The following is a 14,616-nucleotide window of genomic DNA, read 5'->3' on the forward strand; positions in this document are numbered from 1 at the left end:
CTCAACCTATATTAGTGAGCGCCGGCGGGTAGTTTGTCATAAGGAAGCTCAAATATTAAGCATGAATTACACTAATTTTAATTAAAAATGACACTTTTAATAGGTTTGATGCTATGCCGTGCGCCGATGAACTCAGGTCTAATAGAATCACTTGCAAAAGGTTGAGACACTTTGTTGCTTAATGCATTGTATACAAAGAATAAATTAGATCTTGGATAAGGGGTTATATTGCCATTTGAACCGTGCAATGTATTACAGTCAAATAGTATGATGCGCCCAATATCCCCTACAGCGGTTTCAATACCACCCTGCTCAATCAAGTCAGCAACAGAGGATTGATCTGGAATACCAAACTCTTGCTGCTTCAGTGATGACAAATAATGATCTTTAGGAGTCTCACCGACACAAGAGATAAACGACCTATGTGATCCTGGAATAAGCAATAAAGGACCATTATTGTGGTCATTAGGTGTCAATGTGATCGACATACTGAGTGCCCGCATTCTTGGCATTCCGTCTTCTGCATGCCATGTTTCAAAGTCTGAATGCCAATAAAACTCTTTTCCTTCAAAACCCGGCTTGCAATTTAATCGACTTTGATGAATATAAACACTATCGCCAAGTATGTATTCAGCAACAGCCACTAGCCTCGGGTCTTCAGCCAAATTGGCAAAAACTTTATTCAGTTGGTGCACTGAAAAGACAGAACGCACCTCACCACTCCCCTTCTCCGTAATGGTTTCAGGTCTGCGCTTTATGGCCTCATCAAGACACATACTCTTCATTTCCCTGATTAGGGAAGATAATTCTTCAGGACTAAATATATCATCCAGAAATAAAAAGCCTTTTTCTTCGTACTCCGCTAGCTGCGCTTTCGTTAAAGGCGCAGCTTTTTGTGAGTCGGAGTAAACAACCGGATCTTGGCGGCTAAATTTAACAGGCTCTGGATACGTCCGTGAAGGATACAAATCACGATCGGATGCAGTTGAAGTCTGCACAACAGCCATCGGTATATTCTCCTTTGAAATTAATCGACTAATTCGTAGGCACCGTCTTTGTTATGCACCTCTTTCCCTGTAACAGGCGGATTAAACACACACGCAAGTTTCAACTCTTTAAAGGCTCGTAATGTATGACGATCGTGCTCATTAAGGTTATAAAGTGTGCCCGGTGTAATCGGATAGACTTTGCCATCTTCGCGGCTTTCAATCTCACCTTCACCTTCCATACAGAACACCGACTCAAAATGATTCTGATAATGGAACTGGCACTCTTCGCCAGCAAAAATAGTTGTAATATGAAATGAATAACCCATGTCATCACCTTTAAGCAGCATACGTACGCTTTGCCACTTGCCATCAGGGGATACCACACGACGCTCTGTTTTCTCACACTCACTTAACTGACGTACAATCATTGTTGCTCCTTCATAGAATTCATTATTGACGGGCAGAGGGTGAGCAAAATGAGCTCACCCACTTCTAAGCTACACAGCGATGTCGTAGTTCTCATCAAAGTAACTACGCTCTTCCGGCATTTCATCTGTTTTCGCACACACTTCACGAATAGCCTGCTCTACTATGTCTAGACCTTGCTTTAGCTGCTCATCCGTAATAACAAGAGGACACAAGAACTTAACCACTTGATCATCTGCACCAGAGGTTTCTATCATCAGATTTTGCTTGAAACATGCTCTTGTGATTTGGCTTGCCAGTTCACCGCTAACACAGTTAATGCCTCGCATCATGCCGCGACCGCGCACAGTAAAGTTACCATCACCAAGCTCATCAACAATGGCATTAAGTCGATCTTCTATGTATTGGCCTTTACGACGCACGTCTTTAGCAAACGAGTCATCTTTCCAAAAGGTTTCCAGTGCATGCTTAGCTGTTACGAAGGCGAGATTGTTACCACGGAAGGTTCCATTGTGTTCACCTGGTTTCCATTGATCCAGTTCCGGTTTAAACAGAACAATAGCAAATGGCAATCCGTAACCACTGATTGATTTAGACAAGGTCACTATGTCCGGATTGATACCGGCCGGCTCAAAACTAAAAAAGGTACCTGTTCGACCACAACCAGCCTGGATATCATCAATAATCAACAACACATCATGTTTGCGACAAACCGTTTCAAGATTTTTCAGCCAATCCATAGACGCTGCGTTAATGCCACCTTCACCTTGAACGGTTTCGACCAATACGGCCGCTGGGTGATCAATACCGCTTGAAGAATCAGACAGCACCTTATCTAAATACTCAGTGGTTTCAATACCATCACCTAAGTAGCCATCAAAAGGAACGCGGCTAATACCGCCAAGCGTAGTGCCCGCTACCCCACGATGATGAGAGTTGCCTGTTGCAGACAATGCTCCCAAACTACAGCCATGGAAACCATTAGTGAACGTGATGATATTTTCTCGACCCGTAACATTACGCGCCAATTTCATCGCCGCTTCGATCGCATTAGTCCCCGTTGGTCCAGTAAACTGCATCACATACTCAAGGCCGCGAGGTTCTAAGATATATTCTTTGAAGGCTTCTAAAAACTCACCTTTTGCTTTGGTATGCAGATCCAAACCATGGGTAATACCATCGTCCATAATGTATTCTAGGACAGCTTTTTTAAGGACTGGATGATTGTGGCCATAATTAAGTGTGCCTGCACCTGCTAAAAAATCGAGGTATTGATTACCCTCTTCATCGTACAAATAGCTGCCTTGAGCTTTATGAAATACACGCGGAAAAGAGCGAGCGTAGGATTGTACTTCGGATTCAATTTCCTCAAAAATCTTCATGGATAGTCCTCTATGTTTAATAATTTATAATGTTATTTGAATATGCTAGACCTGAGTATGGGGGTACTCAGATGGTCAAGAAAAGGGGCCGATTCGTACTAGGTACTCGGTATTATGTTTCCCTTTAAAATGTTTCTGCTCATCAAAGAAAGGCTCTTCCTCAATGGCGGCATTCAGCTCCTTGGCAAGACTTTTAAAAAGTCCCCAAGACGCTTTATTGTCTAAGGTAATCGTCGTTTCTATATATTTCACATTCGTTAAGTTTTGACGCTCAAGTACTGACTTCAACATACGTTTAGCTAGTCCGCAGCCTCGAGCCTCGGCATCTACCGCCACCTGCCAGACAAACCAAACATCGCTCGTTGAAGGTTTCAAATATCCTGAAACAAAACCCACCAAACGATCATTACGTGTCGCAGCAACACCTGTTTCAGCGAAATGACTGCAGTGAAGCAAATTGCAATAAGATGAGTTGGGGTCTAACGGTGGACAACGCTCGACCAACTCAAATAAGTCCATTCCATCTTCGGCCTTTGGTTTGCGTAAGGTAATAACGTCATTCATCATTTGAAAATTACATCTCTAATAAGTTAAATAACAATTTCTTCTTTAAAATTCCGTTCTTAGCTGTGTAAGCCTATAAAAATAGTTACATGTCTAAATATTTATATCAACCACTGTTGCTGAGTTTTCGTATTTGTTGGTAAAAATCAGCCCGTCACTAAAGCTCTCGATCATTGATTTTTGGCGCGTTATTGACCAAATCGACAGATTTAACTTGAAAAGCTTGAACAAAATTTGCAAAATCGCCCGCCAAATCAGAGTGATTATGTAATGCAAATCGCATTACGACCTGGATATCACCTGTGGGAAGGTATTTAGGTAAGATCTCTGTAAGCAGTTCTTCCATTAACAAAATTAAGCATGAGAACCGAGCCTGCAGTCCGGAAAGTCGCCGATGAGCGATGCTCTCAACATATCCTCAAAAAGGATGTGTCACTTGCTTAGAACAAAGAGAATTTTATGCAAGAGAAAAAATCCATCCACGGCTCTTGGGCGAGCCGCTGGATCTTTATCTTAGCCGCAACGGGATCGGCGGTTGGCCTAGGTAACATCTGGAAATTTCCTTACATTACTGGCGAAAATGGTGGTGGTGCGTTTGTACTGGTTTACCTGCTGTGTATTGCTCTGGTTGGTATTCCGATCATGTTAGCCGAAGTATTCATCGGTCGTCGTGCTCGTCAAAGTCCTTACAATGCGCTGCAAGAACTTGCTGAAGAATCAGGCAAAAGCAAAAATTGGGGCTTAATAGGCCTTATGGGCATGTTAGCTGGCGTGATGATACTGTCTTTTTACTCTGTCGTTGCAGGCTGGGTTTTACAGTACATTGTTTCTACCGCAAATGGCTCATTAAACGATATTACATCTGAACAAGCTGGCGCTGTTTTCTCTGGCTTACTTGCTGATCCATCTACGCTGCTGATGTGGCACAGTATCTTTATGATCATGGTTGTTGTGGTCGTTATTGGTGGTGTGAACGCGGGGATTGAGCGCGCAACACGTATCATGATGCCAGCTCTATTTATCTTGCTGTTTGTACTGTTTGGTTACGGCATGAGCACAGATGGCTTTGAAGCGGGCTGGGATTTCATGTTTGACTTTGATTTCAGCAAGTTAACTTGGGACTCTGTATTAGTTGCTGTGGGCCACTCCTTCTTCACCCTATCATTGGGTATGGGCACGATCATGGCTTATGGCTCTTACATGCCTAAACGCGCATCAATCGGCTCAACCGTTCTTGCGATTGGCTTCCTTGATACCTTAGTAGCCTTGGTAGCGGGCCTTGCGATTTTCCCTATCATCTTCTCTAACGGAATGGATCCTGCTGCAGGCCCAGGCTTGATGTTTGTCTCTTTGCCAGTAGCCTTTGGCCAAATGGCTGGTGGTCAATTCTTTGGTACATTGTTCTTTATCCTGATTGGTGTAGCCGCTTGGACATCCGCGATTTCTCTGCTAGAACCTACCGTTGCTTTCCTTGTTGAACGCATGGGCATGAAGCGCTCTACCGCTTCAATCTCTATCGGTATTGTTGTATGGGCGGTAGGTATTCTATGTCTAGGGTCATTCAACTTTATGTCTGATGTAACCATTTTCGGCAAAAATATTTTTGATACGCTGGACTACGCCACTGCCAATATTATGCTACCTCTTGGTGGTATCTTCATTGCTCTGTTTGCTGGCTGGACTGTTAAGCAAAAGATTGCGGCAGATGAGCTGAACTTTAAATCTGAAAGCTTATTCAAACTTTGGTTGTTTGTTATCAAGTTTATTGCACCCGTCGCCGTTGCTATCGTGTTTGTACTTAACCTTTAACAACGAATACACTTAGAAACACAAAAACCCTGCTAAGCAGGGTTTTTTTATGAGCTTTTTAAGGCATACGTATCAAATACTGAGCGCAAACCAAGCCTTAAAGAAGCTTGCTTCTCTGGCGTCATGCGCTGCCAAAATTTTTCATGGAAGTAATACGCTACGGTATTAATTGCCGGCTCAATGGTGGCAACCAACCCACCGACTAAGAAACTACCAGTGATCAAATATGCGACAGAGAAAGCGACTGTAAAATGCATAACGGCGAAGGTCAGTGTTTTAGTCATTTGAGTTACCTCTGAGTGTTATTGAATACACTCAGAGTAAATAAAAACCAATAATACCTAAAATTAATTAAATATATAACATTGATAGCCAAAGCCACTATGATAGAAAAGCGGATACATCCGAATAAGCCTTTATACCAACGATAGGCTTAGTATCAAGCACACCTAACCAAAACCCAGAGCCAATCAGAGATAGATTCTCTAAAGGCGCTTCAGATAAAAAACTTAGCCACTTTTCCGCTTCAGCTTGCGTCAAACTTTCCGCCACCAAAATAGTAGCGCCGGGCTGCAAGGCGCCAACTAATACAGACACCTCAGCAGCAGTTTTAACGCCTTCGATATAACGATACAACTGCTGACTTTCAGATAAGGACCAACAAACAAGATGCGACATCAGAGCACTATTATCCGCATTAATAATCAGTGTTATTGGACCGTCCGTTTTAACTTTAGATCCACTCGTTTTTATGGATGATACCCGTTCTACTAACGCACTTTGCAAGCATAACCGAGCGACTAAAGCGCTTTTTTGATTACGTAACTTTTGCAGAGCGGGTAGTAAGCCCTTCTTCAAAAGCACACTCACAGGGTACTGCTTACTGGCTTCTTGAAATAAACGTTGCCACTTACTCTGATTCAATTCAACAACCGCTGCAATAAACTGCCACTGCCAATCAGGCCATTGGTCCTCATCACCTTTCATACGTAGATCATCTGAACCAGAATCCAACAACGCACGAACCTTACCGACGGATACCCCCTGATTAATCCAATACAAAATCCGCTTCACGCGCTCAACATCTTGTAGACAATATAAGCGATGACCTTTTTCAGTTCGAAACGGTTTCAATAAACCATAGCGACGCTCCCACGCCCTTAAGGTGACAGAATTGACACCTGTCTGCTCTGAAAGAATTCGTATTGGAAAGTAATCCGAAGCTATTAATTCAGTCGTAATGTTCATTCATGCATACCTGAGGCTTGTACAAAATCATTTTATGTACAAAAATTAACTTATACAAAATATATTCTTGTATAAGATTAAAAAACAAATATCACATAGAGAACATAAATATGACATCCGGTATTCCTCGCACACAATTTGCTATCATCGGAGCAGGCCTTGCAGGCGCAACATTTAGCTATCTTGCCCGTAAACAAGGGCTTGAATGCATGATACTTGAAAAGTCTCGTGGTACCGGAGGCCGGGCAGGAAGCAAACGCTTAGGTGAATACAGTGTCGACCTTGGCGCGAGCATTATTAGTTTTGGCGATGAAGAGCTTACTGAATTGCGAGAAGCACTGCTAAAGGATCACATCATTGAACGCTGGCAAAGCGCCTACGTGGGCGTTCCACGCATGTCTTCAATCGCTCGATTCCTAACCCAAGATACGCCACTCCTCACTGAGACCAAAGTTCATCATATTGAACGACAAGGTAGCAAGTGGCTACTGCGTGACGACAAGTACCAGCCAATTTGTCTGACAGAACATGTTGTGATCGCAACCCCAGCAGTGCAGTCTGCTATGTTATTAGCAACCATTCCAAATTCTGGCGCTTTACTCCAATTCGCCAACCAAGCGGGAAGCCAAACACAACCCCAATGGAGCATGTGGGTAACAACCGAACCTACAGACAGCGCGCCACTACAGCCTTGCCAGCATCCTATCCTAGAGTCTCTGATTAAAGACTCAGATAAACCTCAAAGAGTTGCCGGCTCGATGGAAACATGGGTTATTCAAGCGTCCCCTCAATGGAGTAAAACGCATTTAGATACACCCAAGGAAGACGTTAAAGCCATTCTGATTGAAGCATTTACAAAGACAACCGAATCAAACGTACAGGAGTCTGGAGAGCCACATCGCTGGCTGCTCGGACGTCAGGCGATGGCCCTTTCTCCAAACCCGTACTTTTTCGACAGCACACTAAACATCAGTTTGATTGGAGACTGGCTATGCCAAGGCGATGCAGAGGGTGCCATGTTGAGCGCGAAATTTGCTTTCGAAGCACTTCAAAAAACACTGACGGAAACGAATGCATAGGAGGCTGTTATGACAGTCAATGAATGCCATCCAGATCATATCAGCAAAAAAATACCGGTAGGCATTAGTGCCTGTTTATTAGGTGAAAATGTTCGTTTCAATGGTGGTCACAGTCGTTCATTGTACTGTTTAGGGCCACTTTCCGAGTACTTTGATTATCAAAAATTTTGCCCCGAAATGGCGGCGGGGTTTGGTACACCAAGACCGACTATGCGATTAGAAGGCGATCCTAATGATCCACGCCTTGTGTTTTCGAACAAGCGCGATGTGGAGATAACCGATCAACTCGTAAGCTCTAATGAGCGTTATTTAGATAACCTGCCCGATATAGATGGCTATATCGTAATGAAGAACTCTCCCTCATGTGGCTACGAGCGCATTAAGGTATACCAAGAAAATGGTCACCCTCACATGCAAAGGGTGAGAGGTCTGTTCACTCAATCATTGATGGATCGTTATCCTCACCTCCCGATCGAAGAAGACGGCCGATTAAACGACCCTCTTTTACGAGAAAACTTTTTATTACGAGTGTTTGCTCACCATGAATTTCGCAACACAGTACTGAACGATCTATCAATGAAAAACTTAATCGACTACCACAGTCGCTATAAGTACATCGTGATGGCGCACTCCCAAAAAGCCTACAAGACTATTGGCCGTCTTCTTTCTGGCCAAGAAAAAATGTCTATTGAAGACCTTTCTGAAGAATACTTTAAGCAATTTATGGATGCGCTCGCAAAACCAGCAAAACGCAAAGACCATTGCAATGTGCTGATGCACTTAGTGGGGTATTTAAAGCGTGAAGTCGACTCTGAAGTACGACAGGACATACTTAGCGTCGTAGAACAATACCGTCGCGGGGAAGTGAACCTAACCACACCGACTACACTGCTATATCATTATCTAAAACTGTACGGCAGTGAATACGTTAAAGAGCAACGCTACTTTGCTCCATACCCACAAGCATTAGGCATTAGGAATACAGTGTAACCATGGCAATCACGCAATTAGTTTGGCTCCGAAATGATCTTAGGCTAGATGATCACCCTGCTATCGCTCAAGCCCAACAACAAGGGGAGGTGGCTGTCGTTGTATGCTTAACACCTGAGCAATGGGATGAGCACCATGAGTCCCCAGCTAAAGGTAGCTTACGCTTAAAACTCATACAGACACTACGACAGCAAGCACATGAGCTCAACATCCCCTGCCATGTGCTACCTCTGAGGCGTTTTTCGGACTGTCCAAATGCACTATTAACGCTCTGCCAAGAGCAGAACTATCAGCAAGTTTGGTGGCAAAATGAATTACCCGTTCATGAAGCCCAACGTGATGATAATACAGAGAACCATCTTCGTGAGCACAATATAGAATGCCAGCGATTTGCACCGGACTTAATCGTTTCTCAACCCGTATTGAATCAACAAGGCCAGCCCTTTAAAGTCTTCACACCCTTTTATAAGCGCTGGCTGGCGACATTGTCAGCAAATGTTCAATCCCCCTACGACCTGCCAAATAAGCAAACACAAGGGGAGGCTTTGCCCAATGAGTTCGTCATACCTTCTGAACAATCGAGCTACCGGGAAGATCTATGGCCCGCAGATTATCAAGCTATTCGTGAAAAGTTATGGCATTTTTGTCATACCAAGGAAGCGCTGTACGACGAGCTACGTGATTTTCCAGCAAAACCAAATACGAGCTTATTGTCACCTTATTTAGCACTGGGCGCTATTGGACCAAGAGCGTGCCTAGAGGCCATTATTTATTCTGCCTCTCAAGACAACCGTGACTGGCACGCAAGCGTCTGGTTAAAAGAGCTCGCTTGGCGAGATTTTTATAAGCAACTAATGGGCTTTTTTCCTGACTTATCTAAGTCACTCCCTTTTAAGCCTGAAACAGTGAACGTCATTTGGAACAATAATGAAGCGGGCTTTAAGGCCTGGTGTGAAGGAAATACTGGCTTCCCTATCGTTGATGCAGCCATGCGCCAACTCAATCAAACAGGCTGGATGCACAACCGACTACGCATGATTGCAGCGAGCTTTCTAACCAAGTTATTGCTAATCGATTGGCGTAAAGGCGAAGCATATTTTATGAGCAAGTTAATTGATGGTGAGTTCGCTGCCAATAATGGCGGTTGGCAATGGAGCGCATCAACCGGTTGTGACGCCGCCCCCTATTTCCGAGTATTCAACCCGACGCGTCAATCTGAACGATTCGACCCAGACGGCACCTTTATCAAAAAATTTATTCCTGAACTAAAGAGTATTCCAGCCAAAAACATTCATAATCCAAGTAGTGCTATTCGTGATCAATGCAATTATTCAGAGCCAGTAATCGACTATAAGTTAGCTCGACAACACGCCATAGCGGCATTTGAAAACCTCAAAAAGGAGAATGAGTAGACTCAGGGCAGGTCTACTCATTGACTTTTACTGGCTCGGACACTATTTTGAAGTCTAATTAATCCACTTTAGAGAGTTTGTTGCCCCCAAGGGGTTCATCCTGCTGGAAGTTCTCTCTATAATGCGCGTCTTTACAGACACCTCAGACATCAAAACAAGTGTTATATGCCCGAACAACAACATCTACATGACGTCCTCGTTCATTTGCGCCGCATCATTCGTGCAACAGACCTTCAATCTAAACGAATAGTAAAAGCGTGTGGTCTTACAATCCCTCAAATCATGGTGTTACGTGCCATTGAGGAGCTCGGAGACGTCACCGTACGCAAAATTTCTGACAATGTATCTTTGAGTCAAGCGACCGTGACAACGATCCTAAATCGTTTAGAAGAACGAAAGCTAGTTGAGCGCGTACGCGCGCAAAAAGACAAACGCATTGTGAACGCACGCCTTACCGAAGAAGGTAGAAACGTATTGCTAACATCGCCGCCGCTGCTGCATGAAAAATTCATTTCTGAATTTGAATCGCTGCAAAGCTGGGAACAGACACAAATTCTATCTTCTTTACAGCGTGTTGCTGTAATGATGGACGCAGAAAAGCTAGACGCTGCACCGTTACTCGATATTAACGCTCCAGGTTCGCACTAACTGGAATTGATGAGCAACAAAAAAGGCCGCATAAGCGGCCTTTTACTCTTCTACGTCTTTATTTAAGATTTAAAACATCTTGCATGTCATATAGGCCGGCAGGTTTACTTTCTAACCACGCTGCAGCTCGAACTGCGCCTTTAGCAAAGGTCATACGACTGCTGGCTTTATGAGCAATCTCAATACGCTCACCTTCTGTGGCAAACCATACACTGTGCTCGCCTACAACATCGCCTGCGCGGATGGTTTCAAAGCCAATCTCTTTTTGCGTGCGTGGACCAATTTGGCCTTCACGACCATAAACAGCGCATTCTTTCAGATCACGACCTAAGGCTTCAGCAACCACTTCACCCATGCGCAATGCTGTGCCCGATGGTGAATCTACTTTATGACGATGGTGCGCTTCAATCACTTCAACATCATAATCATCACCAAGGATCTTAGCCGCTAGAGACAACAACTTCAAAGTCAGGTTAACGCCAATACTCATATTAGGTGCGAAAACAACAGGCGTTTGCTTGCCAGCTTCTTCTAATTGAGATTTTTGCTCATCGTTAAGACCCGTTGTGCCGATGACAATTGATTTGCCATGCTTAGCACAAAAAGCAGCATTACCAACACTCAGCTCTGGCGTCGTAAAATCAACAAGTACATCAAAATCATTAATGCATTGCTCAATGCCGCTCACAATGCTGACGCTCAACTTGCCAACGCCTGCTACTTCACCAGCGTCTGCGCCCAACAAAGAACTCGTTGGCTCAACAATGGCCGCGCCAAGCTTAACACCGTCTGCATCGGTAATGGCTTGAATTAATGTTTTACCCATGCGGCCAGCTGCGCCGATTACTGCAATTCGCATCATTAAAATCCTCAAAAAATTTTGCCAAGAACCATAGCAAAAAACCTCTAAAAGCGCATCAGAAGAACCAAAAAAGCGACGTATCACGTCGCTTTTTTGGTTCTATGTCATTAGAAAATTTCATTCGGGTTTAACTCAAACCCACCATCACCTTCGGTAAATAGATCATTCGTATCTGGTTCATCACCTAACCCTGGTGGATATTCAGGCTCAATCACATTCGGACGCGCTAAGTCATTTTGACGTATAACAATTTCAACCCGACGATTAGTAGCGCGATTTTGAGCGGTATCATTTGGAACAAGGGGCCGGGTATCTGCAAAGCCCGTTACAGAAAAGCGACTTTGTTCAAGTTGCCCTGTTGCAAACAATTCTTCCGCCACAGAAATTGCTCGGGCCGATGATAACTGCCAGTTAGAGCGGAACCGTCGACTATCAATTGGAATATTGTCTGTATGACCCTCTACCGCAATACTGCCATCTAAACCAACCAATAAGTCACGCACCATGTCGATAATTGGAATAAAGTCGTAGTTCAGCTCAGCTGACCCCGACTGAAAAGACCCTTTATCTTTTAAGCGTATCGTGATGGTATTTTCTTGCGTTTCAACCTCAACAGTTCCTTTAGAAATTTCTTCACGCATGACCGACGCCACCTGTTGTGCCGTTTCTTCAGTCTGCTGAATCTGCTGTTCCCGCTGCATATCTGCTTGCGACATATCGACCGCAGTATTCGGCGAAGGCTGTCCTGCACCGTCTTGCTCGTTTAATTGAGCAGAATCCGGTTTACACATCACTTCTAGAGTGTTTTCAGGAACATCATCTGCTTTTTGTTTTACTTCGTTAATCGGTGTTGGCTCTGGCCGCCCAGGACTAAACTCCTGCGCAATGATCGAAGTCCCCATAGGAATAGATTCCGCTTCAATCTGCTTTTGCACACCAAATGCTTCTCGCATCGAACCTGCCAACTGCTTAAATTTAAGTACATCCATTTCAGCAAACGAAAGCAGCAATACGAAGAAACACATCAGCAACGACATCAAATCGGCAAATGTCCCCATGTAGGCTGGGAGACCCTCTATACATTCGGGGCAGTCGTTTTCGTCTTCTTCATCACTCATGATATTTAAATCCAGTTACTAATCTGAAGAGTATTACTCTCTCTCTGTCCGTTTGCCTTCGGCAATATAGGTTTTTAAGGCACCATCCAAGACTCGAGGGTTTTGACCGGCTTGAATCGCTAATAAAGCATCTAGAATAAGCTGCTGACACAATAACTCTTCGTTGGCACGGTTAGTTAATTTCGCTTGGAGAGGCAAACACAACATGTTCGCCAGCATGGCGCCATATAATGTTGTTAAAAGAGCAACGGCCATCGCAGGCCCTATGGATTTTGGGTCGTCCATGTTGGCCAACATTTGCACTAGACCTACCAAGGTCCCGATCATCCCCATCGCTGGGCCAGTATCACCGAAGGCTTTAAAGACTTTTGCGCCATTATCATGGCGCGTATATGATTGGTTCATGTCTTTTGATAACTGCGCTCGAACGACTGTACCATCATGGCCATCCACAAGCATTTGAATGCCTTTTGATAAAAATGGATGACTGACCTCTTTCCCTTCCAAGGATAGTAATCCCCCTTTACGCGCTTCGTCCGCTAAACCGTAAATTTCATCAATCAACGTATCTAAAGGAATGCTTTTGAACATGAACGCTTTGGCAGCGGATTTACCTGCGCCTAAAAATTGCTTCAATGGGTATTGCATCAATACGACAAATGTAGAACCAATCAAAACGATAAGTACGGAAGCAGGGTCTAGGAACATACCCGCCGAGCCGCCAAAAATGATGGCCATCAATACGATGGCAAATGCCCCAACAAGGCCTATTAGCGTTGCGATATCCACACACGTCTCCTACGAATAAAGCTATAATGCAACTTAACTTCTTTCATTTTAAACAAATAGTAGCGGCGCGTCTTAATATACCGTTACTATTTTGTAACTTTAGAGTGTCATCGCTCTTGAATTATGCGGAATTCCGTTACAAATTGTAGATTACCAAAAGAGAAGTCATTATGTCTCGAAAAACCAGCGTGCGTCACTTCGAAGAAAACCTATCGGAATTGGAAACCATTGTCGCGCAACTTGAATCTAACCAGCTATCCCTTGAAGAAGCATTAAAAGCGTTTGAAAAGGGTGTGAAACTTAGCCAAGATTGCCAGTCTGTACTCACCCAAGCAGAGCAAAAAGTACAAATATTGCTTGAAACCAATGAAGGCGAGCGCCTAGAAAACTTTGATCCGGAACCTGAACAGTGAACCTAGAGCAATTTTCGCAGTACGCTTGTGAGCGCGTAAACCGCTACTTAGACCAAACTTTATCTGCATACACACCAGCAAACACGCTTCAAGAAGCCATGCGCTACAGCCTTTTTAATGGCGGAAAGCGCGTTCGCCCTATGCTGACGTATGCCGTAGCACATCTTTTTGCAGAGCCCAATGAGCTGACAGATGCTAGTGCGGCGGCAGTCGAATCAGTGCACGCCTATTCTCTTATACACGATGATTTACCTGCGATGGACGACGATGCCTTGCGCCGTGGCAAGCCAACATGTCACATACAGTATGATGAGGCGACAGCGATTTTAGCGGGTGACGCATTACAAACTTATGCTTTCGAATTACTAAGCCAACACCACCTAGGCAAAGCCGATGATCAGCTTGCGTTAATACAAACACTGCAACAGGCATCTGGGCGTCACGGCATGGTCACAGGCCAAATGATTGACTTATCAAATGTCGATAAGGAAATGACGCTTGAAGACTTAGAACTAATGCATCGCCACAAAACAGGCGCCATTATCCGTGCAGCCGTTAGAATGGGTGCGCAAAGTGTCGGTGTAAAAAACTCGGAGCAACTTAATGCTCTCGATCTATACGCCTCTGCTATTGGTCTTGCCTTCCAAGTTCAAGACGACATAATCGACATTACTAGTGATACCGAAACGCTTGGTAAAACACAGTTTTCCGATGCGGATGCAAACAAACCCACTTATCCTAAATTACTTGGATTAGAGGGTGCTAAAGCACTCGCAAAGCGCTTGCACAACGACGCAATCGCGCAAGTCATGCCATTTGGCCCAAAAGCGACACCATTAGTAGAGCTGGCTAACTATATTATTGCCCGCAACCACTGATATAATGCA

General features: G+C 44.2%; 16 protein-coding genes. 7 read left to right on the forward strand and 9 right to left on the reverse strand.

From position 1 onward, the window contains the following. Positions 1 to 77 precede the first annotated feature (77 nt). The 4 genes from thpD to ectA all read right to left on the reverse strand — a co-directional run bounded on the left by thpD (position 78) and on the right by ectA (position 3,364). The gene (thpD, locus tag AYW76_RS04235) at positions 78 to 1,007 is read right to left on the reverse strand and encodes an ectoine hydroxylase (RefSeq protein ID WP_067216258.1); all 930 of its coding nucleotides are present in this window, start codon (positions 1,005 to 1,007) and stop codon (positions 78 to 80) included. Positions 1,008 to 1,027: 20 nt separating this feature from the next. Further along, positions 1,028 to 1,417 carry an ectoine synthase gene (locus AYW76_RS04240; RefSeq protein ID WP_067096013.1) on the reverse strand — a complete coding sequence of 130 codons (390 nt, stop codon included), beginning with the start codon at positions 1,415 to 1,417 and terminating at the stop codon, positions 1,028 to 1,030. A gap of 69 nt (positions 1,418 to 1,486) precedes the next feature. Beyond that, the gene (ectB, locus tag AYW76_RS04245; protein ID WP_067216262.1) at positions 1,487 to 2,797 is read right to left on the reverse strand and encodes a diaminobutyrate--2-oxoglutarate transaminase; all 1,311 of its coding nucleotides are present in this window, start codon (positions 2,795 to 2,797) and stop codon (positions 1,487 to 1,489) included. 75 nt (positions 2,798 to 2,872) lie between these two features. Beyond that, positions 2,873 to 3,364: a diaminobutyrate acetyltransferase gene (gene ectA, locus AYW76_RS04250; RefSeq protein ID WP_067216265.1), complete on the reverse strand. Its 492-nt coding sequence runs from the start codon at positions 3,362 to 3,364 to the stop codon at positions 2,873 to 2,875. Between the two features lie 456 nt (positions 3,365 to 3,820). Between ectA and AYW76_RS04260 the strand changes: the two genes are divergently transcribed. Beyond that, positions 3,821 to 5,170, forward strand: a complete 1,350-nt coding sequence (locus tag AYW76_RS04260; RefSeq protein ID WP_067216268.1) for a sodium-dependent transporter — start codon at positions 3,821 to 3,823, stop codon at positions 5,168 to 5,170. A gap of 47 nt (positions 5,171 to 5,217) precedes the next feature. Here AYW76_RS04260 and AYW76_RS04265 read toward each other — a convergent pair whose 3' ends face one another. Together AYW76_RS04265 and AYW76_RS04270 are read right to left on the reverse strand one after the other, a co-directional pair. Next, positions 5,218 to 5,454 (reverse strand): DUF2061 domain-containing protein, encoded by a 237-nt coding sequence (locus AYW76_RS04265; RefSeq protein ID WP_067031674.1) that lies wholly within the window; start codon positions 5,452 to 5,454, stop codon positions 5,218 to 5,220. Positions 5,455 to 5,551: 97 nt separating this feature from the next. Next, a complete protein-coding gene (locus tag AYW76_RS04270) occupies positions 5,552 to 6,418 on the reverse strand; it encodes a MerR family transcriptional regulator (protein ID WP_067216272.1) in 867 nt (288 codons plus the stop codon). Between the two features lie 110 nt (positions 6,419 to 6,528). On the opposite strand from AYW76_RS04270, the gene AYW76_RS04275 reads away from it, so the two are divergent. From AYW76_RS04275 to AYW76_RS04290, 4 genes are all read left to right on the forward strand, one after another. Further along, positions 6,529 to 7,497, forward strand: a complete 969-nt coding sequence (locus tag AYW76_RS04275; protein WP_067031680.1) for an NAD(P)/FAD-dependent oxidoreductase — start codon at positions 6,529 to 6,531, stop codon at positions 7,495 to 7,497. Positions 7,498 to 7,506: 9 nt separating this feature from the next. Continuing rightward, entirely contained in the window at positions 7,507 to 8,487 is a 981-nt protein-coding gene (locus AYW76_RS04280; RefSeq protein ID WP_067031683.1) for a DUF523 and DUF1722 domain-containing protein, read from the forward strand. Between the two features lie 2 nt (positions 8,488 to 8,489). Further along, positions 8,490 to 9,899 carry a cryptochrome/photolyase family protein gene (locus AYW76_RS04285; protein WP_067031685.1) on the forward strand — a complete coding sequence of 470 codons (1,410 nt, stop codon included), beginning with the start codon at positions 8,490 to 8,492 and terminating at the stop codon, positions 9,897 to 9,899. Positions 9,900 to 10,064: 165 nt separating this feature from the next. Beyond that, positions 10,065 to 10,547: a MarR family winged helix-turn-helix transcriptional regulator gene (locus AYW76_RS04290; protein ID WP_067031688.1), complete on the forward strand. Its 483-nt coding sequence runs from the start codon at positions 10,065 to 10,067 to the stop codon at positions 10,545 to 10,547. A gap of 58 nt (positions 10,548 to 10,605) precedes the next feature. Here the strand turns inward: AYW76_RS04290 and dapB are convergent, their stop codons facing one another. The 3 genes from dapB to pomA form a co-directional block, all read right to left on the reverse strand. Further along, on the reverse strand, positions 10,606 to 11,409 hold the full coding sequence (gene dapB / locus AYW76_RS04295; RefSeq protein WP_197467763.1) for a 4-hydroxy-tetrahydrodipicolinate reductase: 804 nt from the start codon (positions 11,407 to 11,409) through the stop codon (positions 10,606 to 10,608). A gap of 107 nt (positions 11,410 to 11,516) precedes the next feature. Next, positions 11,517 to 12,527, reverse strand: a complete 1,011-nt coding sequence (locus AYW76_RS04300) for a flagellar motor protein MotB (protein ID WP_067031691.1) — start codon at positions 12,525 to 12,527, stop codon at positions 11,517 to 11,519. 33 nt (positions 12,528 to 12,560) lie between these two features. Beyond that, positions 12,561 to 13,316 carry a flagellar motor protein PomA gene (pomA, locus tag AYW76_RS04305; RefSeq protein ID WP_067031695.1) on the reverse strand — a complete coding sequence of 252 codons (756 nt, stop codon included), beginning with the start codon at positions 13,314 to 13,316 and terminating at the stop codon, positions 12,561 to 12,563. 170 nt (positions 13,317 to 13,486) lie between these two features. Here pomA and AYW76_RS04310 point away from each other — a divergent pair, with 170 nt between their 5' ends. After that, positions 13,487 to 13,729, forward strand: coding sequence for an exodeoxyribonuclease VII small subunit (locus AYW76_RS04310; RefSeq protein ID WP_067031698.1), 243 nt, complete (start codon positions 13,487 to 13,489; stop codon positions 13,727 to 13,729). After that, positions 13,726 to 14,607, forward strand: a complete 882-nt coding sequence (ispA, locus tag AYW76_RS04315; RefSeq protein ID WP_067031701.1) for a (2E,6E)-farnesyl diphosphate synthase — start codon at positions 13,726 to 13,728, stop codon at positions 14,605 to 14,607. Before AYW76_RS04310 ends, ispA begins: the two co-directional genes overlap by 4 nt. Positions 14,608 to 14,616 lie beyond the last annotated feature (9 nt).

The sequence above is a fragment of the Marinomonas gallaica genome (assembly GCF_001639745.1).
Taxonomy (GTDB): Bacteria; Pseudomonadota; Gammaproteobacteria; order Pseudomonadales; family Marinomonadaceae; genus Marinomonas; species Marinomonas gallaica.